Here is a 24939-nt window from a genome sequence, read left to right on the forward strand (position 1 = left end):
ATGCTGTCCCTCATTCGAGCGCTGAATTGCCCGACATGATGATTGTCGACATTGAGGATTTCTTCACCAGGGGATGCGGGCGTTGCAATCGCTTCGACACGCCGGACTGTTCGACGCGTCCGTGGGAGGCTGGCCTTCACAAACTGCGCGCCGTCTGCCGCGACGCAGGGCTGACGGAGGTCGTGAAGTGGGCTCATCCCTGCTACATGCACGGGCGGCGCAACATCGCGATCATTGGCGCCTTTCGCAATGACTTCCGGCTGAGCTTTTTCAACGCCGCCCTGATGACAGACCCTGAGGCCGTGCTGGAGCGTCAGGGACCAAACGCCAGATCGCCGGACATGATCCGCTTCACCTCCAATGATGACGTGGCCAGGCTGGAGCCAGTCATCCGCTCTTACCTGCGCGAGGCGAGCGGCTATGCGGAAGCGGGCGTAAAGCCTGCCAGGGTTACCGCCAGCTACGACCTGCCCGAAGAACTGTCGGAAGCGCTGGACGCCGATCCCGCGCTTGCAGAAGCATTTCATGTTCTGACCCCAGGCCGTCAGAACAGCTATGTCCTTAACCTGAACGCCGCAAAGCAGACGGAAACGAGATTGCGGCGCATCGCCGGCTTTCGTCACAAGATCCTGGCTGGCAAGGGCGCGACAGAGCGTTGATCGCCGGCCCGCGCCGCCGGCGGGCGCATTTGTCCGGTAAGGGCAATGACTTTGCCCACCCTGCCCTGATCTTCCTTGCCCCACCCGCGACGCCACAAACCCGACAAATCCGCGCCGCGCCTGTCCGCCGCACATCCCTCCCTGGAACAGCCCGAACGCCGGCCGTGCGTTTGTGGACGGGCGTTATGCGTCCAGCGCACCTTGCCTGACGACACCATCGTATTGATGCTGTGATCCGAGGCGGGAGGACATATGCTGAACAGCAGCGCATCGGACATGGCGACGCCCGTGAGCACGGCCGCCGCGCAACCGGAACTGCAGGGAATTGGGCTGGTCACGCTGCTGACCGGGGCGTTCCTGTCGGTGATGAGCGGCATCATCGTTTCTATCGCCATTCCGAGCATTCAGGCGGAATTCGGCGCCAGTCCCGCCGTCTCCTCGATCATCGCCTATTACGGCCTGGCTTATGGCCTGGCCCTGATCACCGGCGGACGCCTTGGCGACCTGTATGGTCGTCGCCGGCTGTTCGTCATTGGCATGGGCGGCTTTACCCTGGCGTCGCTGGCCTGCGCGCTGGCGTCGTCACTGACGATGATTATCGCCGCGCGCGTCGCCGCCGGTCTTTCGGCCGCGCTGCTTTTCCCCCAGGTGCTGTCGATCATTCGCGTGGCGTCCGGAAGCGACGCCGCCCGGGCGCGCAATCTCTCCGCTTTCGGCGTGACGCTTGGCCTGTCGGGCACCATGGCGCAGTTGCTGGGCGGGCTGCTGATCAGCGCCAATATCTATGATCTCGCCTGGCGTTGGGTGTTCCTTCTCTGCATTCCGATCGGCCTTGCAGCTTGCGTGCTGGGGCCGCGCGTCATTCCGGAAAGTCGCGCGCCTGGCAGGGCGCGTCTTGATCTGGTGGGCGTGGCGCTATCAGCCGCCGGCTTTGCGTTGATCCTGTTCCCCCTGGTGGAAGGGCGGGCGCTGGGCTGGCCGGCGTGGCTGCCCATCCTGCCCCTGCTGGCGGCGCCGGTATTCGTTCTGTTCGTGCGCGATCAGCTGGGGAAAGCGCGATCCGGCCAGGACCCGCTGGTCGATCTGCGGCTGTTCGCCCGTGGGCCTGTTGCTGGCGGCGTCATTGTCGCCTTTCTCCTGCACTCGACGATCGTCTCGATGCCGTTCGTCCAGGCCATGTATCTTCAGGTCGGCCTCGGTTATTCGGCGCTCCACGCTGCGCTCATCATCGCGCCGGCTGGCGTCTCGTTCATCTTCGCCTCCATGCTGTGCGACCGTCTGGCGCCCCGTATTGGCGTGCGCGTCACCATGCTGATCGGCGCCGTGCTCGCCATTACCGGCTATCTGCTGTGCATCGTGATCGCCCAGGCGACGCCAGCGATACCAGCCGGTTGGCTGGGGCTTGGCCTCGTGGTCGTCAATTGCGGCCAGGGGCTCTTCATGCCGCTGATGTTGAATGTGGTGCTGGCCAATGTGCCGCCGGAAAAAGCGGGGTCGGCGTCAGGCGTGGTGTCCACGGCCCAGCAGGTGGGCGGCGCCTTTGGCGTCGCCATTGCGGGGCTTTTGTACTTCGGAATGCTGGCCCGTCATGCCGGCGAGGCTTCAGGCCCGGCCGTCGCCTTCGGTCTGGCCACCGCCTATCCGGTGCTGGCCATGGCGCTTTGTATCCTTGTTCTGCCGCTCATGTTCCCCCGCAAGCGTTCGTGAGCATCGCCAAGAAAATCGCCTCCGCCGGAAACGGCGGGAGGTGATGTACGGCGCAGTCACGAAGCAGGCGTCGCCATCAAAGCGCATGTCGACCTGCCGGCGCCAGCAGCTCGATCAGAACTCGCTCAAGCAGAGCGCCCCGGAGCCGTCTCCGGGTCAGGTTGATCGGCAGCGCTTCAAGTGCGCCGTGAATTGACAGGACGGGAATTCTTGCCGTCTCATAATGAAAAATATCGCGAACCTGTCAAAGGAATCGCCAGAAAGGGAGTAAACGCATGTTTCGCATGTCGGGTTATGCGCGGAGCGCGCGGACATGGCTTGGCCTCGCCGCGCTCGCCGGCGCCATGCTCACCGCTGGCCACGCGCTCGCGGACGCCAAATATGGTCCAGGAACGTCGGCGACAGAAATCAAGGTTGGCCAGACCATCGCCCACAGCGGCCCGGCCTCGGCTTATGGCCGCCTCGGTCAGGCCGAAGCGGCCTATTTCAAGTGGCTCAACGAAAACAAGGGCGGCGTGAACGGCCGGAAAATCACCTTCATCAGCCGCGACGACTCCTACCAGACTCCGAAAGCCGTCGAGAACGTTCGCGCCCTTGTCGAGAACGATGACGTGGCGGTGATCTTTGGCAATCTCGGCACGCCGATCAACATGGCGATCCGCCCCTATCTGAACGCCAAAAAAGTCCCGCTCCTGTTTATCGCCGCAGGTTCATCCGCGTTCAACGATCCGAAAAACTATCCTTATGTCATGGGCTGGCAGCCAAGCCTGCATGATGAGGCCGCCTTTTACGCCAAATATATTCTGCGAACGAAACCCGACGCCAGGATTGGCGTGCTGTACCAGCACGATGATTTCGGCAAGGATCTGCTCAGCGGGCTGAAAGACGGCCTCGGAGACAAGGCTGGCAAGATGATTGTCAGCGCCCAGAGCTTCCAGGCGTCGGACCCGACCATCGACAGCCAGATGGTCATCCTCAAAAACGCCAACGTCGATGTGCTGTTCCTGTTCGCCTACGCGAAACAGTGCGCGCAGGCGCTGATCAAGCGGTCCGATCTGAACTGGAAGCCGATGACATTCCTGCATCTCGGCTCCGCTTCGATCGGTTCGACATTCAAGCCAGCGGGCCTGGAACGGTCGGCGGGCGTCCTGACAGCCGGATTCCGCAAGGATCCGGACGATCCGCAATGGAAGAGCGACCCCGTTGTGCAGTGGTACTTCACCTGGATGAAGGACAACATGCCGGGCGCCGATGCGACCGACTCGATGTACTCATCCGGCATTTCCTACGCCATGGCGCTGGAGCACGTCCTGAGAATGGCTGGCGACAACCTGACGCGCGAAAACATCATGAAGCAGGCGTCAAATATCAAGGACTACCAGAATCCCTTCCTGCTCCCGGAGGGACGGATCAACACCACGCCCGACAACCATGCGGTCATTACCTACATGAAGCTGCAAAAGTTCAATGGAAGGGGCTGGGAATTCGTCGACTGACCAGGCTGCGACGATGCTGACGCATCCGCGACCTGCCAGGCTCAATCCAGCCAGGTTCAATCCAGCGCGCGCATGACGTTTCAGGAAACGCCATGCGCCGCCAGGGTTTGACTCCAAATCCCCTGCGTCGAAACCCAACGCGCCAGACGCGCCAGGTTTTGACGCCAACCGGCCCGCTGGCGAAGCCAGCCTGACCGGCGGGGCCACGCCTCTCCTTACCGGGAGTTTGTATTCCAGTTGAACTGCACGCCGTTCTCCAGCTGAACGTTGCCCCCGGCCCGTCCAGCCCCTGTCCGGAATGCATCCTGACTGGTGCGGTAGTGACCATCGACATAGCTGCCGTAGCCATTGACCTGGGGGGCGACGTGTTCGCGGAATTTGGCGTTGTAATCCTGGGCGCCGTACCCTCGGTCGCGGGCGCTGGCGGAGGTGGACGCCATGGCGATGGCCGCGGCGATGACAGCTGTTGCGGTGGTTGCGGAACTGATCATGTGAGCCCCCGTAATCTGTTGACTGGAGTTCACCACGGAGCCGGTTTGTCCGGCGTGCGGCGCGGCACATGACCAGAACGGTCGCCGTTTCCCCGCCGAACGATGTCGAAAATTCGCCCAAGCCCATACGGGAGCGCCAACATTGAGCAACATCACCCGACCGACGCCCGACGTCGCGGCGTTTCGCGCCATCGAGCTGATTTATCATGCCTGCCTGACGGGAATGATCCTCCAACTGGTGACGCAGGCTGGGCCCCGGCTTGCCGCCGAGGTTGTTTTCCGGACCTTCCGCCGCCAGCAACAAGCCCGTTTCCTGCCAGGCCTCAAAAAGCTTGGCCTGGACGCGCTTCCCCATGCCGTGGCCTGCGCCCAGTATCACTATCTTTCCAATCAGGTCGGCGGGGTAAAGGTCGAGTACGTCTACGAAAACGACCAGAAGGCGTGGGTGCGCTATCCCCCGCCGCGATGGATCTGGTCAGGCACGGCCATATGCGGCGTCCCGTCCGAAGTGTCGCGCGCCATGCTGTGGGGCTGGCACGCCAACAACGGCGTCGTTCTCGGCAACCCGAGGATCGGCTTTGTCTGCACCGGGCAGACAGTCGACGGGCAACCAGGGCTTGAGGGCTACTACAAGGAGTGGGACCGGGAGCTTGCGCCGGAAGAACGGCTGCAGTTCTCACCGGGCGAACGTTGCCCGGCGTTTGACCCGGCGGCGGCGCCACGCCTGCCTGAGGGGGACTGGCCTGAAGAACGGCTTCAGAAGACCCTGCGCAATTATGCAATGGAATATATCACCTCGATCATTCCCGAGGCCGTGGCGGCGCTCGGTCCCGAGCGGGGCGGCCATCTCGCCGGGGCAGCCGCCCGGCTCATCGGCATGCACACATTCGATGACGTCGCGGCCCTGCTGGGCGACGTCGCGCCTGGCAAGGAGGGCTTTGCCGCCGCCTTTGTCCGGCTGGCCAGGGGACAGGGCGACGACGCCGGGCTCAGTCGTGAAGGCGACGCCATCATCGTCCGCCAGACGTCATGGCGGCTGATGGCTGAGCGAACGAATCTGTCGCCGCGTGTATTCGACGCCTGGAACGAGCTCTGGGTGGGCGCAGGCCTGGCGCATGACCGCTTCATGCGCATGGAGGTGATCGAGCGGCGCGACCATGGCGACGCGCATTGGGCCTGGCGCTTTCGATAAGGATCTTCGCACAGACCCGGACGGCGCCGGGCGCGGCGCCCTCCGGGGGCGCGATGCTGTTTTGAGCGGGGGTTTCCCGAAGCCCATACCCGCCCGGTTCATGCCCGACGATCAAGGGCGCCGGCGTCCGGTCAGGGTATTTCTGGTGAAGTCCGGTTCACCGGAAATGCCTTGGCGCGCATCGTCCGTTATGCCCTCATCCATTCTGGCAAATCGTGAGACCGCTATCGTTCCCGGTTTTGTTGTATGCTCCCGCTCAGGCGACATCATGTGAGCCGACCCAGGCATTCCGGAGGCGCTTCATGCAGCCACGAGCCGTCAGCAGCCCCCCCGACGGATTTGTGCCTCCCTTTTCATGCTTCGCTCCGCCTGTTCAGGCGGCCAGCGCTCTGCGGCAGGCGATCACGGCGGCGTGTCTGACGCCTGAAAGCGAATGCCTGCCCCCACTCCTCGCCGCCGCCCGATGCTCTGATGAAGGCGCGGTGCGGGCCCGGGCGCGACAGTTGACGGAAACGTTGCGCGCCGGGGGCGCCAGCGGCGTCAGCGCCATGCTGCAGGAATATTCGCTGGCCAGCGACGAGGGCCTGGCGCTGATGCGTCTGGCGGAGGCGCTGCTGCGCATCCCCGACGCGGCGACGCAGGACGCCCTCTTGCGCGACAAGATTTCAGGCGGCCACTGGCAGGAGCATCTGGGGCTGGACCGCCCGCTGCTGGTCAACGCCGCCACATGGGGGCTGCTGATTGCCAGCCGGATCGCCGGCGCCGGACCTGATGGAGAAGCCGCCAGGACGCTGGAGCAGTTCCTTGCCAGGGGCAGCGCGCCGGCCATCCGCGCGGGAATGGACTTCGCCATGCGTCTGCTGGGCGAACAGTTCGTCGCCGGCAATACCATCGAGGCGGCGCTGGCGCATGGCGCGACGCGCGAACGGCGCGGCTATCGCCACTCCTACGACATGCTGGGCGAGGCGGCGATCACCGCGGATGACGCCAGTCGCTACGACCGCGAGTACGCACACGCCATTCGCGCTGTCGGCGCCGCCGCCCATGGCGCCGGATACAAACGCGGCCCGGGCATATCAGTCAAGCTGTCAGCGCTACATCCCCGCTACGACCGGGCTCACGCAGGACGGGTGATGGCGGAGCTTGCCCCGCGCTTGAAGGCGTTGGCGATGCTCGCCCGTCGCCATGACATCAGCCTCACCATTGACGCTGAGGAAGCTGACCGGCTCGAACTGTCGCTGGACCTGTTCGAGCGCCTGAGGCTTGATCCGGATCTGGGCGATTGGGCCGGTCTTGGCTTTGTGGTTCAGGCTTACGGCAAACGCTGTCCGCGCGTCATCGACTGGCTGGTCGATCTTGCCCGCCGTTCCGGCGAACAGATCATGGTGCGGCTGGTGAAGGGCGCCTACTGGGACACCGAGATCAAGCGGGCCCAGACCGCCGGCCTCGCTGGCTTCCCGGTGTTTACCCGCAAGGTCCATACGGACGTGTCCTGGCTGGCGTGCGCGCGACAGCTCCTGGACGCGGCGGACGCCATCTATCCGCAGTTTGCAACCCACAACGCGCGCTCGGTCGCGGCGGTGCTGGCCATGACCGCCGGCCGCGACCACGACAGCTTTGAATTCCAGTGCCTGCACGGCATGGGCGAGCCGCTTCATGACCAGTTGCTGGCCGATGGCGTCGCCTCGCGGATCTACGCGCCTGTTGGCCCCCATGGCGCCCTGCTCGCCTATCTGGCGCGGCGGCTGCTGGAGAATGGGGCCAATTCGTCTTTCGTGCGCCTGGCCGCCGATCCGGGCGCCGCGATTGAGACGCTGATCGCCGACCCCGTCGCCACGATGGAGGCGACGCCTGATCCCGGCGCCCCACACCCGGGCATCCGCGCCCCGGCCGAACTGTTCGCGCCGGCGCGGCGCAACTCCATGGGCATGGATTTTGCCAGCGAGGCTGATCTCGCCGCTTTGTGGCGAGGCCTGAACGCCTCGGCCGCCCGACAGTGGCGCTGCGCGCCCGCCGCCGTCGCGGACGGGGTCGCGTCGCAGGCGGAGCGGATCATCGTCAACCCGGGCGATCACCGTGACCAGGTTGGCGTGACCTGCGATCTGGCCCCTGAGAGCGCCGGAGCCGTAGTCGCCGCGGCCCGCGTATGGTCGGATGCTTCCGGCGCAGAGCGGGCCGCCTGCCTGGCGCGCGCCTCAGACCTGCTGGAGACCAACGCGCCGACGCTGGCCGGGGTGTTGATGCGGGAGGCCGGCAAGACCGCCGCCAACGCCTTGGGGGAAGTGCGCGAGGCCGTCGACTTCCTGCGCTACTACGGCGCGCAGGCGCGCGATCTGCCGCCTGAAGCCGCGCCGCGCGGAGTGGTGCTGTGCATCAGCCCGTGGAACTTCTCTCTCGCCATTTTCGTCGGCCAGATCGCCGCCGCCCTCGCCGCTGGCAATGCGGTGGTGGCAAAGCCGGCCGAGGAAACGCCATTAATCGCGGCCGAAGCTGTCCGCATTCTGCATGAGGCCGGCGCGCCGCGTGCGGTTCTGCAACTGGCGCCCGGCGACGGCTCCGTGGGCGCGGCGCTGGCGGCGGAGCCCAATGTCGCCGGCGTGCTGTTCACCGGATCAACCGCCGTCGCCCGAAAACTCAACCTCCAGCTGGCGGAACGGGTCGGCGTGGCAGGCGAAACGCCGTTGCTGATCGCTGAAACCGGCGGCGTTAACTGCATGATCGTCGATTCCTCCGCCCTGACGGAGCAGGTAGTGGCGGACGCGCTGGCTTCCGCCTTCGACAGCGCCGGACAGCGCTGTTCGGCCTTGCGGGTGTTGTGCCTGCAGGAGGAGATCGCCGACCACACCATCCATATGCTGCGTGGCGCGATGGCGGAGCTGTCGGTCGGCCGCAGTGACCACCTCGCCGTCGATGTCGGCCCCGTGATCAGCGCCGGGGCCCGGGACATGCTGGAAGCGCACGTTTCCCGCCTGGCCGCCGCCGGCAAGCGCATCCACCGCATGCCGTTGCCGGACGGGACAATCCACGGAACCTTCGTCGCGCCGACCCTGATCGAGATCGACAGCCTCGACGACGTTCCGGGCGAGGCGTTTGGCCCGATCCTGCACATATTGCACTGGCGTCGTCCCGGGCTGGAGGCGCTGGTTGACGCCATCAACGATACCGGCTTCGGCCTGACCTTCGGATTGCACACGCGCCTCGACGCAACCATCGCCCGGGTGGTCGCGCGGATACGGGCCGGCAATGTCTATGTGAACCGCAACATGATCGGCGCCGTTGTCGGTTCCCAGCCCTTTGGCGGTCGTGGCCTTTCCGGCTCCGGCCCGAAAGCTGGCGGGCCACTCATGATCAGCGCCCTGCTCGCCAGGCCGGTTGCCCCTGCGGAAAATAACGCCGGCGCGGGCGCGGCGGAGGCATTCGCGGCCTGGCTGGATCGCCAGGGTCAGGCGTCCGTGGCCGCGGCGGCCCGCGTCATGGCGCAGCGCGCCCGGCCGCAGGGGCGTGAGGCCTTGCCCGGTCCGGCCGGCGAAGACAACAGCCTGCGCATCGGTCCCGTCGGCGCCATTCTGCTGGCGCCGGCCACAGCAACGGGTCTGTACAGCATGATCGCCGCGACGCTGGCCACGGGCAATCGCGCCGTCATCGTCGCGTCCCATCTTCCGGAACAGCCTCTGCCGTCTGAACCGGCGGAATATCTGACATGGGCGTCGCACATCGATCAGCTTCCCGCCCTTGGCGCCGCCATGATCGAAGGCGCGCCGGACCGGTTGAAAGAACTGCGCCGGCAACTGGCGATGCGCGCGGGGCCAATCGTCCCGGTCCTGTCGGCGACGTCCGGGGCCATCGCGGCGCAGCCTGACCTGTGGGCGCTGGACCGGCTGCTGGATGAAACCGCCCTCTCCCTTAATATCGCAGCGGCAGGGGGAAACCCGGGCCTGCTGGCGCTGGAGGCGGGCGACGGACCAGGCTGATCTGGACCAGGTCGCGAAACTGCTGATGCATCCGCGATCTGCGCGGCAACCCGGGAGGCAGGGCCTCGCAGGACACGCTTCCGCAGCGTGGGTCCCACCAGAACCCGCCGGCAACACTTCAGGAAACAGGCCATGCGTCAGGCTCACCGGATCTGGTATTGGCGGAAACCGCACCAGGACAGGGCTGCGCCCTCCCAAGCATGCTATATTTCCAACTGAAACAGGCGGCGGCATGAGCACGATCTGCAACATTATTGGCGCGCCAGTCGAAGACGGGGCCGGCCGGCCCGGGTGCATCATGGGGCCCGCCGCGTACCGCACCGCTGGCCTGGCCCAAACCATTGCCGAACTGGGGCACACGGTGATTGACCATGGCGATGTCCAGCCGGCGGCCATCGCCCCTCCGCCAATGGCGCACCCCAATCCCGCCATCCGGAACCTGCCTGAAATCGCCGCCTGGACAACGGCGATCGCTGACGCCGTCTGGCGCGCCGGCGACGCCGGCCTGACCATCTGCCTCGGCGGCGACCACAGCCTGTCGGCCGGAAGCCTGGCGGGGCGGGCCCATCTTTGCGCGCAGAGCGGCCGCAAACTGTTTGTGCTGTGGCTTGACGCCCATACGGATTTTCACACCCTCGACAGCTCGGTTTCCGGTAATCTGCACGGCGTTCCACTTGCCTATGCCTGCGGCCTGCCCGGATTTTCCGGCTATTTGCCAGACCTCCAGGCGCGCATCGATCCGGCCAACGTCTGTCTCATCGGGCTGCGCAGCGTCGATGTGGACGAGCGGCGCGCCATCGCCCGGAGCGGCGCCATCACCCACGACATGCGGGCGATCGACGAATATGGCCTGGCGCCGCTGTTGCGAGCGTTTCTTGAGCAGGTCGCGGCCGCCGGCGGCGTGTTGCACGTCAGCCTTGACGTGGACTTTCTCGACCCCGGCGTCGCCCCGGCGGTGGGCACGACCGTGCCAGGCGGCGCGACGGTGCGGGAGGCGCACCTGATCATGGAGATGCTGTGTGACAGCGGCCTGGTTGGCAGCCTTGACCTCGCCGAGCTGAATCCATTCCTCGATGAACGGGGCCGCACGGCGACGCTGATGGTCGATCTCGTCGCCAGCCTGCTCGGACGCCGCGTACTCGACCGCCCCACCAGGGGATTCACATGAGTACGCCTGCCCGCAATATCGTGCCGTTTGTCAGCGTCGACAACATGATGCGGCTGATCCACGCCAGCGGCGTCGACGCCTTTCTGGCCGGGCTTGGCGCATACCTGGAAGAGGATTTCCGGCGCTGGGAGGTTTTCGACAAAACGCCGCGTCTGGCGTCGCACAGCCGCAATGGCGTGATCGAACTGATGCCGACCAGCGACGGAACGCTGTACGGCTTCAAATACGTCAACGGCCATCCCCGCAACGCCGCCCAGGGGCTGCAAACCGTTACGGCGTTTGGCCTGCTTGCCGATGTCGGCAGCGGCTATCCCATGCTGTTGACCGAAATGACCCTGCTGACCGCCCTGCGCACCGCAGCGACATCGGCGATGGCCGCCCGCTATCTGGCGCGGCCGGATGCGCGCGCCATGGCCATCATCGGCAACGGCGCCCAGGCGGAGTTCCAGGCCATTGCCTTCCAGGCCCTGCTCGGCGTCAACCGGTTGCGGCTTTACGACATTGACAGGGCCGCGAGCGTCAGGTGCGCCCGCAACCTAGCCAATCGCGGGTTCGATCTCAGCATCTGCGACAGCGTCCAGAACTGCGTGGCCGACGTCGACATCATCACGACAGTCACCGCCAGCAAACAGCGCGCGGTCATCCTGAGCGACAACATGGTCGGCGCCGGCGCGCACATAAACGGCGTTGGCGGCGATTGTCCCGGCAAGACTGAACTGCAACGCGAACTGCTGTTGCGCGCCGACATTTTTGTCGAGCACCTGCCGCAAACGCGCACCGAAGGCGAAATCCAGCAATTGCCGGCGGATTATCCCGCCACCGAACTGTGGCGCGTCCTGACTGGCGCCGCGCCCGGCCGCACATCAGCGCAACAGATCACGCTGTTCGATTCCGTTGGTTTCGCCATAGAGGACTTTTCAGCGTTGCGCTACGTCCGCGACCGGCTGACGCCGGAATTCTATGAAGAACTCGATTTGCTCGCCGACCCGGACGACCCGCGCGACCTGTTCGGGATGCTGATGCGCGCCGCTCCGGGGGCGGCCCGCCCCTGAGCGAACCTGCGGACGCGCCAGCGCCAGAACCGCCGGTTTCCCCCTGGGTCTACCGCATTGTCCGCACAAAAATGGAGCCGGCTTTTCCCCGAAACAACCGCAGCGGCTGTGTCAGAGAACGGGATCACGCTCAGGCTGACCAACAGGCGACCCGCCGTCAGGCGCCGTTCGCCAGGGCTGCGCGCCGACGCGAATGATCCGCGCCCGGCGATCCGCGGTCGCGGCGTCGGCAAGATCATTGCCACTGACGGGCGCAACGCCACAGCTCATGGGGATGCCTGGAAACGTCGGACGCGCGGCGATGCACGCCAGCATCTCTGTCAATTTGTGCAACTGGCCCGCCGCGTCACCCGCGCCGGCCGCTGTCCACCAGATGAGCCTGTCGGCGCCGACCCGCCGGAGCGCCACGATCCCCGGGCAGCAGGCCACGATCCCCTGCGCGATGTCGCGGATATCCACGTCGCCGAATTCCCCCACCGGCGCGCGTTCGAACAGCAGCCGGTCAATGCGCAGCGACCACAGGAACGCGCGTTCCTGCGGCAATGCCTGTGGCGGCAGGCGTCCACGCGCCGTCAACGTCGACAGGCTGTGCTCCAATGCCCTGGTAAAGGCCCCGAGCCTTTCGATACTCTCGGACAAGGCCAGATTGATGTAGCCAATGGACACGATCGACGCCGCCGACATGCTCAGAAAAATGACGTGCCAGGTCGTCGCCGCGTAGCGGTCGCGGAGGCCCGGGATCATTTCGTCGACATGAACGATCCGGATGATCATGGCGGTCGCCACGAAAGCCCAGAGGCCTAGCCGGATGCGCCGCCCCCAGAGCGTTGTCCCGCCACGAATGAGTTGCGCGCCCGCGACGCCCACGAGTGTTACGGACAGAACGGAGTACAGGCGGACCGCCATGTGGGGGTCCGCGCGAAAACTCCCGGACATGCTCGCGATGGCCCAAAGCGCGCCGGGGGCCACGATCAACAGGGGAACCGGCCTTAGACCGTCAACCGCCCGGGTTCCCTGAATGAACAGGGACGTGCCGGTCAGCAGCAGAATGTTCGCCGCGACATTCGTCAGCAGATAGGGAAGACCAAAATACCGCGCGCCCATGAGGCCCGCGCCAACGCCAACCGCGACGAAGCCGGCTCCAAACCAGAGCAGCTCCTCGCCATCGCGCAACCTGTTCCAGCGGACGAGGAAAATACCGCCCTGGATCAGCGCCCACAGGGCGATGGCGGCGACGAGCGTAGCAAGGTCCACGGCCATCTCCAGGACGTCCGGTTGGCGACCAGCTACCTATAGATCACCGGCCTCGCCGATAGAACCGGCCACACGCGATTGTGGCGCCGCCCCTCCAGGGTGCATCCGCCAGACCAGGCGGACCAGGTCTGGCGTCAGGCCACAACAACTGCCGCCTGACGTTGCGGAAATGGCCGGAATGTCATCAGGATCATCATGGCGGCGAGGCCCATCACCCACGAACCGGCGTACATCGGCGCATAGCTGCCGAAATGGTCGTAGATCAGCCCGCCCAGCAATGGTCCGGTGGACATGCCGAGGCTGCCCGCCATCGCCGTGCCGCCAATGATGGCGCCCATCATCCGCAGCGGGAAGTTTTCCCGGATAATCACCGCATAGAGCGGCATTGTGCCGGCGTATATGAACCCCACCATCACCGCGACGGCGTAGAAGGCGCCAAGCTGGCCGACGAAGGCATAAGCGAGCACGGCGAACGCCTGGGCCAGCAGACCGAGAACGAGAATGCGCTGGGCCCCGAACCGGTCTCCGGCCAGGCCGAAGCCGATGCGCCCGAACATCCCGGCCACGCCTTCAACGCTGTAGATTGACACCGCCGCGAGCATCGGCACGCCACAGGTCACCGCATAGCTGACCGTGTGAAAAATCGGCCCGGAGTGGGTCGCGCAGCAAAAGAAATTCGCCAGCATCAGGGTGATGAACTGCGGCGAGGCCATGGCCTGCCGCACCGTCATGCCGGATTGCGCGTCGTCCGCGCCTGCCCCGGCCTGGGCGCCTTCCAGCGCCGGCGGACGGCGAACCAGCAGCGCGGCCGGGATCATCAGGGCTGCGGCGATGCCGGCGATGATCTGCATGGCGACGCGCCAGTCGTAGGCGGTGACCAGCCACGCCGCCAACGGCGACATGGTCATGGGCGCCATGCCCATGCCAGCAGAAACCAGCGACACGGCAAGGCCGCGCTGGGTTTCGAACCAGCCGGTCACGCAGGCCATCATCGGCGCGAACACCGCCGCGGTGGCTGCGCCCACCAGCACGCCGAACAGCAACTGGAACGCGACAAGCGACCCGGCCCGGCTGGCGAGAGCGAGACTCGCCGCGAGAACGATGGAGCCCGCAAGGACAACCGGTCGGGGGCCGAACCGGTCGGAAAGCCCGCCCCAGACCAGACTTGCCACCGCCATGGCGAGGAAGCCGATCGTCATCGCCGCTGAAATGCCGGTGATCGACCACCCGGTGTCCTGCGACATCGGCCGCAGGAAAACAGGCAATGAGAACATCGCGCCCACGGCGACGCAACCCAGCAGGCCGCCAGCAGCAACGATCACCCAGCGATATGAATGCGCCATGGCGTCCTCCAGGCATCTGGCGCCCCGCCGTATCGCATCCCTGCGAAACCGGGTCCGTCGTTGTCAGCGAGGCCGGTCGGGGGAGAACCCCGGCGTCAGGATTCAACCCTGTTGCGTCGGGGTCCAGCCAGCCGGCGGGATGGTGTTGATCATCCACGGAATGCCGAAACGGTCGACCAGCGAGCCAAAGCCCGGCGACCAGAAGGTTTCACCGAACGGCATCATTTGCGCGCCGCCGGCGGACAGCTCATCGAACCAGCGCTTCCCCTCGGCCTTGTCCTCCGTATGCAGGGTGACGTCGAAGCCGTTCTTGGGTTTGTCGATGTTTGACGCCCAGGCAACGTCCATGTCCGCGCCCATCAACGCCTGATCGCCGACCTCCAGCCAGCAATGCATCAGCCATGACTTGTACTTGTCGTCGGTGATCGGCATGTCGGGCGGACCATCGCCGTAGGGAAACGCGGCCGTGATCTTGCCGCCGAGCACCTTTGCATAAAACTCAAACGCCTCACGGCACTGCCCCTGAAAGCTGAGGCTGGTGACGATCTTCATGGGATCCTCCCGATGGGGTTCGTGATATATGTTGATATCAACTTATATAGCCGGCCATGTCAACCCGGCTCCCATGGCGGCGTCGGCCGGCCGGCGACGATGCGGCCCGGCAAACGCGATCCGGCCAGGGGCCTGGCCGGATCGCGTTTGCTTCAACATATTTGTAATCTGCGGGAACGCCCCGGCCGCAAGCGCGTGAACCCGGTATCGCAGAAGCATTCCCGGATGACGGGGCAGCTCTAGTGAATCGCCGCGTACATGATTTTCTGTTCGTCTGCTTCCGTTGCATCGATCTCGGCGGCGATGCGCCCCATGCGGGTCACAAGGATGCGATCTGACACCGAGAGAATTTCGGGCAGATAGGACGAGATCACCAGCACCGCCTTGCCCTCCTCCGCCTGCTTGCGGATGGCGGCGTGGATTTCTGGAATGGCGCCCACGTCGACGCCACGCGTCGGCTCGTCGAAAATCACCACCTGCGGCTCCTGCGCCAGCGCCTTGGCGACGACGACCTTCTGCTGGTTGCCGCCCGAAAGCTCGATGATTTTGGCGCGGCTGTCGAGCGCCGCGATGCGCAGCCGCCTGATCAGTTCGGACGCGATGCGGTTGCGATCGCCGGCGTTGAGCGCGAAGGTCCAGCCCTGTTTCGTCGCCAGACGACCGATGTAGATATTGTCGTCGATCGCCATGGTTTCGAAGAAACCGTCGACCTTGCGGTCCTCGGTGATGTAGACGATGCCGTCGTCGATGGCCTGACGCGGCGTGCGGTAACGGATTGGCTTGCCGCGCAAATAGATCTTGCCGCCGTTAATGAGGTTGCGCTTCAGCGCGCCGGCGATGACCCGGGCGATTTCCGTACGGCCCGAGCCGATCAACCCGGCCATGCCGACCACCTCGCCGGCGTACAGTGTGAAGGACATGTTCTTCACCGCCGTGCCCATGGTGACGTTTTCGACGGTCAGCACCTTCTCACGCAACGCCCTCGCGGCCGCGGGCAAACGCTGCGGCCGCTCCTGGATGACCTCGCGGCCGACCATGTGGCGCACGATGTCAGCCCGGGTCAGGTCCCGCGTCGGCGCGGTGACGACGTGGCGGCCGTCGCGCAGCACGGTGATGCGATCGGAGATTTTCAGCGCCTCTTCCAGCGCGTGCGAAATGTAGATGATGGCCACGCCGCGGGCGCGCAAATCCTCAACCAGGTGGAAGAAATGCATGATTTCTTCTGGCGTCAGCGTCGCCGTTGGCTCGTCGAAGACAATGACCCGCGCCTGATGCTTCACCGCGCGGGCAATTTCCACCATCTGCCGGCGGGCGGCGCCCAGCGTCGCCACATAAGCGGTGGGCTCGACATGGAAATTCAGCGATTGCAGCAGCTGTTGCGCCTGGATGTTGAGCGAGCGGAACCGCGTCAGCCGCGGTTCGTTTCCCAGCTCAAGGTTCTGCGCCACCGTCATGGTCGGCACCAGCGAGGTTTCCTGGTAAACCATGGAAACGCCGGCGGCCAGGGCGTCGCCCGGGCGGGAAAACTTCACCGGCTTGCCGTCGATGAGGATGTCTCCGGCCGACAGCTGGATGGCGCCGGCGATGGCCTTGCACAACGTGGACTTGCCGGCGCCGTTCTCGCCGACAAGGGCGTGCACCTCTCCCGGATACAGATCGAAGCTCACGCCTTCGATGGCGTGCACGCCACCATAAATCTTGGAGCCGTCGCGCACCTCAAGCACCGGCGCGTCCCTGCGCGCGGTTGCTGTCGCCGTCTTCTGGTGGTCCACCGGGCTGTTCATTGCCTGCTCTCCCCACCCTGACGTTGGCCGCCCAGAACCTGGCCGCGCGCTTTCGAAACAACCAGCAGGTCGCCGCCGTTTTCGACCACGCTGACGACCCCATGGCTCTGGCCGCCCACGCGGCTTTGCAGGCTGCAGTCAAATTCACCATGGCCGTCGATATGGCCGACGAAGCCGTAGGAACGCGGCGGCGCCCATGGCTTGAGAATGCCAAGCTTGCGCATGCCGCCGCCCTGTAGCGGCTCCAGATAGCTGCGGCCGGACGCGTATTGCGGCGCGATCCACAGCTCCGGCGGGATCGTCGCCATCATCTCCTTGCGGAAGCCGTCTTCGGTCAGCACCAGCTCCACCAGATGGGTCCGCAAAGCGAACAGGGCGAGCCAGAAGCCGCCGTCCGCCGTCGCCGACAGCCGCGCCGGATAGCCGGGCAGATTGCCGATGACGATCTCACGGGCGCCGGGGCCGCCGGACGACCAGGGCGCCCGGCTGACGCGGTGGGCCCAGCTCTCGGTAAACCACAGACTGGCGCCGTCATGGGAGAATGCGACGCCATGCGGCCAGGCCAGCCGGTCAAAGACGATGCGGGCGTCGCCGAGCCCGGCGTTGCAGACGACGATCTGACCGCCGGCGTTCTTCTCCATCAGATCCCACAACCAGTCGGCGGCGGGATGGCGGGCGCTGCCATTGGCGACGACGATCGCCCCATCCGGCGCGACCGCGACCGCTGTCAGGCACGTCAGCGCCGCGCCGCCGGCCTCAGTGAGCCAGATCACCCCGCCATCGGCGCGCACGGCGGCGAGCCCCCGACCCGCGACGCAAACGAGAACGCGATAGTCCGGATGCAGCGCCAGGGCGCCGCACGGCGCCTCGAAGCGGGCGATGGTCGCGCGCGAACCATCCCTCCCCATCAGCACGACGTCACGACCATTGGCGATGTAGAGGCCGTCCGGACCGGCAACCGCGTCATCGACCTCCGTGAGATCATCGACAACCGGCGCGAAAGCGTCGAGGTCGTTGTTCGGGCTTAGCGGGCCGTCCATGGAGGGAATGGCGTGCTGGTCCTCGTCGCGGAACAGGATCTGACGCATGTTGCGCAGCATGTGACTGTAGAAGGCCATGCTCAGTTCTCCCGCCGCCCGCTCTGGTCAGACGGCTTGCCCCAGTAAGAGTCCTGGCCGGTCCAGTCCGGGTCCGCTCCGTCGAGCCGCACGCGGCCGATGCGGTTGTTTTCGAGGCCGCCGATGTACAGCCAGCCGCGGTGCTCGCGCATTGAGGTGACGGCCGGATGCAGGGCGCCGCTGGGGTCCCACAGGCTTTCGACCGGCTTGCCGTTGGCGTCGAGCTTGACGATGCAACCGTTGTTGAGGCCGGGATACAGCCATTCGTCGCGCGGAATTTCCTTCACCATGCGCAGGCGGAAATCCGGGTTGCGCATGGCGAGGTCGTAGGCGGGGGAGCGGATGCCGGCCAGCGCCAGCCAGTAGCCGCCGTCCGAGGCGCGATTGATATTGTCGGCGTAGCCCGGAAGGTTGTCGGTGAAGGTTTCGACCTGTCCCTTTTTGGGCCCCGCGATCCAGTAGCGGAACACCTTGCACAGCCAGGTGGAGCAATACAGCACCGACTGACCGTCGTGGGCGATGCAAACGCCGTTGGGGAAGCGCTGGTTCTTGATGATGGTGCGCGTCTGGCCGGTGGCGGGATCGAAGCAGATCATGCGACCGTTGCCGCGCCCTTCGATGCCGTCCATGTCCCAGGAGTGCATCTCGTAGCGGATGGTGGCTTCGGAAAAGTAGATCTTGCCGTCCGGAGCGATGTCCAGATCGTCGGCGAGACGCAGGCGCGAGTCGTCGTTGAGCTTGCCCCAGGTGCGGTTGGTCTCGTCGGTAACCTTGAAGACCTCGCCGTCCGGCCTGACGCCGTAGACGCCCATGCCGCCGGAACAGACGATCAGGTTTTCATCCCTGTCAAAGGCCATGCCAAGCGGTCGCCCGCCGATGCGCGCGAAGATTTCGCGGTGCGTGAAATTGGGGCCCGAGAACCGCAGGATCCAGCCTTCGCGCGTGCCGGTGTAGAGCCGGTCCTGGCGGTCGAGGATGACGTCTTCCGGCCCCTCCACCTCGCCAAGGCCGATCGGCTCGGCGTGGGACAGACGGTCATTTTCGGCGAAAGGCGAATCCGAACCGCGCGTGATCGACGGCGTTGGCGGCAGCTTCAGCCAGGTGGGATTGACGTAGATTTTCTGGATCGCCTTGCCGCGGTTCTTGGCCCATTTGACGTCGACGCCAACGGCGATCAGCAGCACCAGACCCAGCGCCGACAGGGTCAGATAGCCTTCGAGGCCGAGGCGGACGAAACCGTTGATCAGCAGGAAGACGATGATGGCGCCGAGGCAGGCGCGAAACACGGTGCCGCGTCCGCCGGCGAGCGAGATGCCGCCAAGCACTACCGCCGTCAGCGCCTGCATTTCCCAGCCCTGCCCGGTGTCGGAGCCAGCGCTGTTCTGGCGCGCGGCGTAGAACAGGCCGGCCAGCGCGCACAACACGCCGGAGAGCACGTAGGCGCCGAACAGCACCCGCTCGACCCGGATGCCAGCGTGGCGCGCCGCCTTGCGGCTGGAGCCAACGGCGGTGATGTGCCAGCCCCAGCGCGAGCGGCTGAGATAGACGTGGCCGATGACGATCACCAACAGCAGCGCCGCGGCGTTGGTGGGCACGCCAAGTATCCGGCCGGCGCCGAGGAAATCCCACGCCGGACTTTCCACGTCGGAGGTGGCGAAATCCGTTGCGTAACGGCCGCTGACCATGTCGAAGACGGCGCGCAGGATGATCAGCGTGACCAGGGTGGTCAGGAACGGTCGCGCCTTCAGATAGCCGACCAGCCAGCCGTTGATGGCGCCCAGCCCGGCGCCGAGCAGCAGCGTGCAGACGGCGGCGACGGGAACCGGCCAGCCGAAGATCTTGAACATGATCAGGGCGGCGAGATTGGTCACGGCGAAGATGGCGCCCACGCTGAGGTCGATGCCGCCGGAAATCATCACAAAGCCCATGGCGATCGACACCAGGCCAATCTCCGCGAACAGGTTCAGCATCTGCTGGAGATTGTCGACGGAGAGGTATCCAGGCACCGTGGCGGCGAAATAACCCAGCAGCGCCAGCATCAGCGTGAACGGGACAATGGGCTCCATCCAGTTCTTCGCCAGCAATTCCGACAGGAACAGCTTGGCGGAAAACCGGTAGCGCAGCGCCTTCAGCGTGTCGCTGGACGATGATTGGGACGGGGTTGGCGACGTCACGACCGACATGAAGGGTTCCCTGCGAAAGCCTGCGGCCAGGCCCGGTCAACAGCGCCGGTTCTGACAGCGTCCTTCTGGTTTGGCGCATGGCGCTGCGCGAGGCGGCGGCTGGAAACGCCCCGCGAGATCCGGGCGGCGGCGTGCGCCGGCGCCCGGAGCCGGAGGTTGCGGGCCGTTACTTGCGCGCGCTGTAGCAGGCGTCGCCCTTGCCGGTTTCCTTGTCGAGCATCACCAGCTGGCTGAAGTTGGCGATGTGCTTCGTCCCTGGCTTGTCGCCGTTCTGCAGCAGGAAGCTGATGGTCTGGATGATGTCGTGACCCTGCAGACGCGCCTGATAGTTCATGTATTTGTGCAGAAGCCCCTGTTGCAGCATGTCGCAATCGGCCGGCCCGCCCTCGCCGGAGGCGTAGCTCTTGACCTGGTCAAGCTTGCCGGCGGTCTTCAGAGCCTGGGAGGCGCCGCGTTGCATCACGCCCCAGAAACCGACGCTGGCGCACAGGTCCGGATGCTGCTGGATGACCGATGAAGTGATGTCCAGCGCCTTGGTGGCGTCCCAGTTGGCGGCCTGGTTGGAGACAACCTTGATCGTCTCGTCCTTGTTCAGCGCCTCCATCAGGCCGGCGAGCTGGTCGAGGCTGGCGGTGGCGGTGAGTTCGCCCTGGACGATCTGCACCTTGCCCGACGTGCCTGAGCCCTTGCCGCAGGCCTTCACCACGTCCTCGCCCAGCAACTGGCCGACCCGAATGAAGTCGGCGCCGACATAGGCGTCTCCGTCATAGTTGGAAGCCATGTTGACCTGAACCACATAGATGCCGGCCTCGTTGGCGCGCTTCAACTCGCGCGCCAGCAATTGCACGTTGGGGTTCTGCACCACGATCACATCGACCTTTTCGCCGATCAGGGCGGAGACGGCCTGCAACTGGGCGGTGGCGTTCCAGCCGGGATCGCGCACCACCAGCTTCATGCCGAGCTTCTCGGCTTCCTGCTTCATGGTGGCGGTCCACTCATCGGCAAGCGGAATGCCAAGGGTCACCGGCACCCAGCCGATGGTTTTGCCCTTGAGCGCCTTTTCAGCCCTGGCCTGCAGTTCGAGCGCGTTCTTGGAAGGTTTCGGGGCGTCAGCGGCCAGGACCGGGCCAGCCAACGCCGCGAGGGCGAAACTGCCGGCCAGCACGGAACTGGCGATGACGCGCCGGATGGAGCCGGGCGCCCGGGCGCCGCCGCTGGAAAACGCTCTGGATACGCGCATGGAAGTCTCCCCCGATTTTGTTGTCTCTGGAAGTTTCAGTCGCCCTGACGGGCTGTTTCCTCGTCTCGCGGATGCAGGCGGTTATCGAGAATGATGGCGCCCAGCAGCACCAGGCCGCGCACGACGTCCTGCATCTGGTTGTTGACGTTCATGATGGTGAGGCCATTGAGCAGCACGCCGATCAGCAGCGCTCCGGCCAGGACGCTGAGCACGCTGCCGCGCCCGCCGACGAGGCTGACCCCGCCCAGCACGACGACCAGCACCACGTCGAAAATCATCGTGCCGGTGATGATCTGCAGGTTCATGCTGGCGGTGGCCGAGGCTGACACCAGGCCCGCCAGCAAACTCAGGCCCGCGGCGAGCATGTAGGAAATGATGATGTCGCGGCGCACGTCGACGCCAGTCAGCCGGGCGGCCTCGGGGTTGTCGCCGCGCGCATAGGTGAAGCGCCCGGGCGTCGTGCGCGACAGGAACAGGTGCATCGCCGCCGCGGTGACGGCGAACACGATGATCGGCATGGGCACGCCGAACAGCTTGCCCTGGCCAAGGAACAGAAAGGCGTGCGCGTCGGTCGGCGGATAGACCAGCACGGTCTTGAAGGCGAACCGCGCCACGCCAAACACCAGCAGCGACATGGCCAGCGTGGTGAACAGGGCTGGCACCTCGATGAAGGCGATGATCCAGCCATTGGCGAGGCCAATCGCCATCGCCACCGCCAGCCCGGCCAGAACAGCCACCGGGAACGCATAGCCGGCGCCCAGCAAGGCCATCACCGCCGCCGCGCCGGCCGCCATGCTGGCGATCAGCGACAGATCAAGGCCCCGGCCGATAACCACCAGGGCCATGGCGAGGCTGAGAACGCCGAGCACGGAAACACTGCGCGCCAGGGTGAGCATGTTGTTGATGGTGGCGAAGCCGGGCAGCGTGACCGCGAATATCAGAGCCAGCAGGGCCGCGATGGCCAGGATCGCCAGCTCCTGTGACTGCAACTTCCGGCGACTTCCCGCCGACTGGCGCCGGCCAACCGCGATATCTGCCTGGGTCATGCCCGCTCCGCTGTCTGTTTCCACCCACGCCGGGCTGTTGGCCGCCCTGACGAACCGGCGATGTCAAGGGCATCGCAAAAAGAAAACGCTGTCCTGGCGCCCGGCCCCTGGCTCCCGGCCAATCGGGCGGGCAGGATGATCGCAGGATGATCGAAGGCGCCAGCCGTCGTCTGAACCGCATCAGATTACGTCATGAGGCGGCCGTAAAGAGAAATAACAAATTTTGTATATGCGCATAAGAAATTTTTATGGATGATCGACGGCGGCGATTTATATTATTCAATAATTTCAATACCGTATCATGCACCCACACCGACCTGACCCATCAACAGACATCCTGCCGGCATATGCTCGGCGACGCTGCTCTGTTTCGCGCGCCGCCGCAGGCCCATGCAGCAGCGGCATGCCAGGGCGCGCATTGATCTGCGCATCGCCTGCTTCTAGCCTGTAGAAAAATAATCCAGCCGTTCGTTCGCTGGCGCAGATCGCCGGCAGGACAGTCGGCAAATCGGGAGGATCAGATGCGCGCACTTGTTGCCGGCGTGATCGCCGCCGCCATGACCCTGTCGGCGCCTGCCTGGGCCCAAAGCAAGACGCAAGGCAAGGCGTATGACGTCGGCGCCAGCGATGCCGAAATCAAAATTGGCCAGACCATCCCGCATAGCGGCCCCGGCGCGCCTTATGGCGTCATCGGCCGGTCGATGAAGGCCTATTTCGACATGCTCAATGAAACGAAGGGGGGCATTAACGGCCGCAAGGTCATCTTCCTGAGCATGGACGACGCCTACAGCACCCCCAAAACCGTGGAGCAAACCCGCAAGCTGGTGGAGCAGGATGGCGTTCTGGCGCTCTTCGGCAGCACCAGCTCCGCCGGTCAGCTGGCGGTGCAGAAATATCTGAACGGCAAGGGCGTGCCGCAGCTCTACCTGTTCACCGGAGCCTCGCGCTGGAACAATCCGAAGGAGTTCCCGTGGACCGTGCCCGGCCAGGCGCTATACCCGACCGAAGGCCACATCCTGGCGAAATACGCCCTGAAGAAAGTGTCGGAGCCCAAGGTGGCGCTGCTGTACCAGAACGATGAATTCGGCCGCGACTATGTCAAGGGATTTCGCGAGGCGCTGGGCGATCGGGCCGACAAGCTGATCATCGCCGAGGCGCCCTACGACCTGACCGACCCAACCATCGACAGCCAGGTGCTGAAGCTCTACCAGTCGGGCGCCAACATCGTTCTCAACGCGTCCACCGGCAAGGCGTCGTCCCAGGCCATCCGCAAGATGGCGGAGCTGGGCTGGAAGCCGCTCCACCTCATTTCCTCTACGGCGGTCGGCGCGCCGATGATCAACGCCGCCGGCAAGGAGAACGCCGTCGGCCTGACCACCGCCCGCACGTTCCGCAGTCTCGGCAGCCCGGAGTGGGCCAACGATCCGGAAATCCTGCAGTTCCACGCGTTCCGCAAGAAGTATCTGCCCAACGTCGATCCCGACAACGATCTCGCCTTCGTCGCCTATTCCGCCGCCACGGTGCTGGCGCTGGGGCTGGAGCGCTGCGGCGATGATCTGACCCGCAAGAACCTGCTGAAGCAGATGACCAGCATGAACGGCGTCAAGGCCCCGGCCCTGTTGCCTGGCGTGACCTATTCCGCGACGCCGGACGACTATACGCCATTCCGGAAACTCTACATTTCGGTGTTCGACGGGGAACAATGGAAGCAGGAAGACATTGACTGACCCCGCGCCATGCCACAACGGCGAAGCGCTCTCCAACCCGGGGCCCCATGACGACTGGAACGGACGCTGCTGAAACGGACGCCGCCCGGCGCGCACGTCTCGCAGGCCTTGCCTGCCTCGGGATCACGGCAATCGGCTGGGGGCTCAACTGGCCGCTGATGAAGATTCTGCTGCGCGACTGGCCGCCCCTGTTCGCCCGGGGAGTCGCGGGCGTGGCCGCCGCCGGCATTCTCGCAGCCATCGCCATCAGCCGACGGCAATCGCTCGCCATACCGCGCGCCGCGATCCCACAACTGCTGTTTGCCTCATTCACCAATGTCTTCGCCTGGATGGGGATGACCACGGTGGCGATGAAGTTCATCTCCGTCGGTGAGGGCGCGCTGATTGTCTACACCATGCCCATCTGGACCCTGCTGCTGGCCTGGCCGCTGCGGGGCGCCCGCCCCACCCTGCGCGACATCGCCGCCGTGTTGCTGGGCCTTGCCGGCGTCTCGCTGCTCCTGGGCGGCGGAGGTTTCTCCTTCAGCGGAGAAAGAATGCTGGGCGTCGCCCTGTCGCTGGCGGCGGCGGTGCTGTTCGCCCTGGGCAACATCCTGAACCGGACGCCGCTGCCCCTGCCCCCTTTCTCGGCGGTGGCGTGGCAGGTTGGCATTGGCTGTTTCGCCATGCTGGTTCTGGGCGTGGCGTTTGAAACGCCGTCGTATCAGGCGCTGTCCCTGACCGGTTTTGCCTGCCTCGTTTACATGACGCTGATCCCCATGGCGGTCTGCTATCTGACCTGGTTTGCGACGCTGCGGCGCCTGCCGCCTGCTGGCGCCGCAGCCGGCATGCTGCTGGTGCCGGCGATCGCCACGGTCGCCGCCGCCGGGGTTCTCGGCGAGCCGCTTGGCCTGCGCGAGGTCATCGCCATCGCCCTGACGCTTGGCGGCGTCGGCCTGGCGCTTGGACGCGCCTGA

19 protein-coding genes are annotated in these 24939 nt (G+C 65.4%); 10 read left to right on the top strand and 9 right to left on the bottom strand.

All coding sequences use genetic code 11. The annotated features are described in order from the left end of the window. Nucleotides 1-35: 35 nt before the first annotated feature. From IE243_RS10080 to IE243_RS10095, 4 genes are all read left to right on the top strand, one after another. Nucleotides 36-659, top strand: a complete 624-nt coding sequence (locus tag IE243_RS10080; RefSeq protein WP_308432033.1) for a YdeI/OmpD-associated family protein — start codon at nucleotides 36-38, stop codon at nucleotides 657-659. A gap of 252 nt (nucleotides 660-911) precedes the next feature. Continuing rightward, on the top strand, nucleotides 912-2366 hold the full coding sequence (locus IE243_RS10085; protein WP_191319240.1) for an MFS transporter: 1455 nt from the start codon (nucleotides 912-914) through the stop codon (nucleotides 2364-2366). Nucleotides 2367-2409: 43 nt separating this feature from the next. Beyond that, nucleotides 2410-2562, top strand: coding sequence for a hypothetical protein (locus IE243_RS10090; RefSeq protein WP_191319241.1), 153 nt, complete (start codon nucleotides 2410-2412; stop codon nucleotides 2560-2562). 79 nt (nucleotides 2563-2641) lie between these two features. Further along, on the top strand, nucleotides 2642-3862 hold the full coding sequence (locus IE243_RS10095; protein ID WP_244643046.1) for an ABC transporter substrate-binding protein: 1221 nt from the start codon (nucleotides 2642-2644) through the stop codon (nucleotides 3860-3862). Nucleotides 3863-4077: 215 nt separating this feature from the next. Here IE243_RS10095 and IE243_RS10100 read toward each other — a convergent pair whose 3' ends face one another. After that, on the bottom strand, nucleotides 4078-4353 hold the full coding sequence (locus tag IE243_RS10100; protein ID WP_191319242.1) for a hypothetical protein: 276 nt from the start codon (nucleotides 4351-4353) through the stop codon (nucleotides 4078-4080). A gap of 142 nt (nucleotides 4354-4495) precedes the next feature. Here IE243_RS10100 and IE243_RS10105 point away from each other — a divergent pair, with 142 nt between their 5' ends. The 4 genes from IE243_RS10105 to ocd all read left to right on the top strand — a co-directional run bounded on the left by IE243_RS10105 (nucleotide 4496) and on the right by ocd (nucleotide 11736). Then, complete coding sequence (locus tag IE243_RS10105) at nucleotides 4496-5545, top strand: hypothetical protein (protein WP_191319243.1); 1050 nt, start codon at nucleotides 4496-4498, stop codon at nucleotides 5543-5545. Between the two features lie 302 nt (nucleotides 5546-5847). Next, nucleotides 5848-9516, top strand: a complete 3669-nt coding sequence (gene putA, locus IE243_RS10110) for a bifunctional proline dehydrogenase/L-glutamate gamma-semialdehyde dehydrogenase PutA (protein WP_191319244.1) — start codon at nucleotides 5848-5850, stop codon at nucleotides 9514-9516. A gap of 232 nt (nucleotides 9517-9748) precedes the next feature. Continuing rightward, entirely contained in the window at nucleotides 9749-10684 is a 936-nt protein-coding gene (rocF, locus tag IE243_RS10115) for an arginase (RefSeq protein ID WP_191319245.1), read from the top strand. After that, nucleotides 10681-11736: an ornithine cyclodeaminase gene (gene ocd / locus IE243_RS10120; RefSeq protein ID WP_191319246.1), complete on the top strand. Its 1056-nt coding sequence runs from the start codon at nucleotides 10681-10683 to the stop codon at nucleotides 11734-11736. The genes rocF and ocd overlap by 4 nt, the downstream gene beginning before the upstream one ends. 111 nt (nucleotides 11737-11847) lie before the next feature. Here the strand turns inward: ocd and IE243_RS10125 are convergent, their stop codons facing one another. The 8 genes from IE243_RS10125 to IE243_RS10160 form a co-directional block, all read right to left on the bottom strand. Further along, on the bottom strand, nucleotides 11848-12990 hold the full coding sequence (locus tag IE243_RS10125) for a hypothetical protein (RefSeq protein WP_191319247.1): 1143 nt from the start codon (nucleotides 12988-12990) through the stop codon (nucleotides 11848-11850). Nucleotides 12991-13124: 134 nt separating this feature from the next. Next, the gene (locus IE243_RS10130; protein ID WP_191319248.1) at nucleotides 13125-14333 is read right to left on the bottom strand and encodes an MFS transporter; all 1209 of its coding nucleotides are present in this window, start codon (nucleotides 14331-14333) and stop codon (nucleotides 13125-13127) included. A 102-nt stretch (nucleotides 14334-14435) separates the two neighbouring features. Continuing rightward, on the bottom strand, nucleotides 14436-14885 hold the full coding sequence (locus tag IE243_RS10135) for a VOC family protein (protein ID WP_191319249.1): 450 nt from the start codon (nucleotides 14883-14885) through the stop codon (nucleotides 14436-14438). Nucleotides 14886-15124: 239 nt separating this feature from the next. Next, nucleotides 15125-16669, bottom strand: coding sequence for a sugar ABC transporter ATP-binding protein (locus tag IE243_RS10140; RefSeq protein WP_191319250.1), 1545 nt, complete (start codon nucleotides 16667-16669; stop codon nucleotides 15125-15127). Continuing rightward, a complete protein-coding gene (locus IE243_RS10145) occupies nucleotides 16666-17787 on the bottom strand; it encodes an SMP-30/gluconolactonase/LRE family protein (RefSeq protein WP_191319251.1) in 1122 nt (373 codons plus the stop codon). The genes IE243_RS10140 and IE243_RS10145 overlap by 4 nt, the downstream gene beginning before the upstream one ends. Before the next feature lie 2 nt (nucleotides 17788-17789). Then, nucleotides 17790-19970, bottom strand: a complete 2181-nt coding sequence (locus IE243_RS10150) for an ABC transporter permease (RefSeq protein WP_191319252.1) — start codon at nucleotides 19968-19970, stop codon at nucleotides 17790-17792. A 166-nt stretch (nucleotides 19971-20136) separates the two neighbouring features. Beyond that, a complete protein-coding gene (locus tag IE243_RS10155; RefSeq protein WP_191319253.1) occupies nucleotides 20137-21210 on the bottom strand; it encodes a sugar ABC transporter substrate-binding protein in 1074 nt (357 codons plus the stop codon). Between the two features lie 35 nt (nucleotides 21211-21245). Then, nucleotides 21246-22256: an ABC transporter permease gene (locus IE243_RS10160; RefSeq protein ID WP_191319254.1), complete on the bottom strand. Its 1011-nt coding sequence runs from the start codon at nucleotides 22254-22256 to the stop codon at nucleotides 21246-21248. Nucleotides 22257-22777: 521 nt separating this feature from the next. Here IE243_RS10160 and IE243_RS10165 point away from each other — a divergent pair. Together IE243_RS10165 and IE243_RS10170 are read left to right on the top strand one after the other, a co-directional pair. Beyond that, on the top strand, nucleotides 22778-23983 hold the full coding sequence (locus tag IE243_RS10165) for an ABC transporter substrate-binding protein (protein ID WP_191319255.1): 1206 nt from the start codon (nucleotides 22778-22780) through the stop codon (nucleotides 23981-23983). A gap of 47 nt (nucleotides 23984-24030) precedes the next feature. Beyond that, nucleotides 24031-24939: a DMT family transporter gene (locus IE243_RS10170; protein ID WP_191319256.1), complete on the top strand. Its 909-nt coding sequence runs from the start codon at nucleotides 24031-24033 to the stop codon at nucleotides 24937-24939.

This window comes from Camelimonas fluminis, from assembly GCF_014656355.1.
Taxonomy (GTDB): domain Bacteria; phylum Pseudomonadota; class Alphaproteobacteria; order Rhizobiales; family Beijerinckiaceae; genus Camelimonas; species Camelimonas fluminis.

What these genes read in the sequence shown, in the direction of transcription:
- IE243_RS10080 (WP_308432033.1), top strand. Translation starts at nt 36, where the DNA reads ATGATGATTGTCGACATTGAGGATTTCTTCACCAGGGGATGCGGGCGT.
- IE243_RS10085 (WP_191319240.1), top strand. Translation starts at nt 912, where the DNA reads ATGCTGAACAGCAGCGCATCGGACATGGCGACGCCCGTGAGCACGGCC.
- IE243_RS10090 (WP_191319241.1), top strand. Translation starts at nt 2,410, where the DNA reads ATGTACGGCGCAGTCACGAAGCAGGCGTCGCCATCAAAGCGCATGTCG.
- IE243_RS10095 (WP_244643046.1), top strand. Translation starts at nt 2,642, where the DNA reads ATGTTTCGCATGTCGGGTTATGCGCGGAGCGCGCGGACATGGCTTGGC.
- IE243_RS10100 (WP_191319242.1), bottom strand. Translation starts at nt 4,353, where the DNA reads ATGATCAGTTCCGCAACCACCGCAACAGCTGTCATCGCCGCGGCCATC.
- putA (WP_191319244.1), top strand. Translation starts at nt 5,848, where the DNA reads ATGCAGCCACGAGCCGTCAGCAGCCCCCCCGACGGATTTGTGCCTCCC.
- rocF (WP_191319245.1), top strand. Translation starts at nt 9,749, where the DNA reads ATGAGCACGATCTGCAACATTATTGGCGCGCCAGTCGAAGACGGGGCC.
- ocd (WP_191319246.1), top strand. Translation starts at nt 10,681, where the DNA reads ATGAGTACGCCTGCCCGCAATATCGTGCCGTTTGTCAGCGTCGACAAC.
- IE243_RS10130 (WP_191319248.1), bottom strand. Translation starts at nt 14,333, where the DNA reads ATGGCGCATTCATATCGCTGGGTGATCGTTGCTGCTGGCGGCCTGCTG.
- IE243_RS10135 (WP_191319249.1), bottom strand. Translation starts at nt 14,885, where the DNA reads ATGAAGATCGTCACCAGCCTCAGCTTTCAGGGGCAGTGCCGTGAGGCG.
- IE243_RS10140 (WP_191319250.1), bottom strand. Translation starts at nt 16,669, where the DNA reads ATGAACAGCCCGGTGGACCACCAGAAGACGGCGACAGCAACCGCGCGC.
- IE243_RS10145 (WP_191319251.1), bottom strand. Translation starts at nt 17,787, where the DNA reads ATGGCCTTCTACAGTCACATGCTGCGCAACATGCGTCAGATCCTGTTC.
- IE243_RS10150 (WP_191319252.1), bottom strand. Translation starts at nt 19,970, where the DNA reads ATGTCGGTCGTGACGTCGCCAACCCCGTCCCAATCATCGTCCAGCGAC.
- IE243_RS10155 (WP_191319253.1), bottom strand. Translation starts at nt 21,210, where the DNA reads ATGCGCGTATCCAGAGCGTTTTCCAGCGGCGGCGCCCGGGCGCCCGGC.
- IE243_RS10160 (WP_191319254.1), bottom strand. Translation starts at nt 22,256, where the DNA reads ATGACCCAGGCAGATATCGCGGTTGGCCGGCGCCAGTCGGCGGGAAGT.
- IE243_RS10165 (WP_191319255.1), top strand. Translation starts at nt 22,778, where the DNA reads ATGCGCGCACTTGTTGCCGGCGTGATCGCCGCCGCCATGACCCTGTCG.
- IE243_RS10170 (WP_191319256.1), top strand. Translation starts at nt 24,031, where the DNA reads ATGACGACTGGAACGGACGCTGCTGAAACGGACGCCGCCCGGCGCGCA.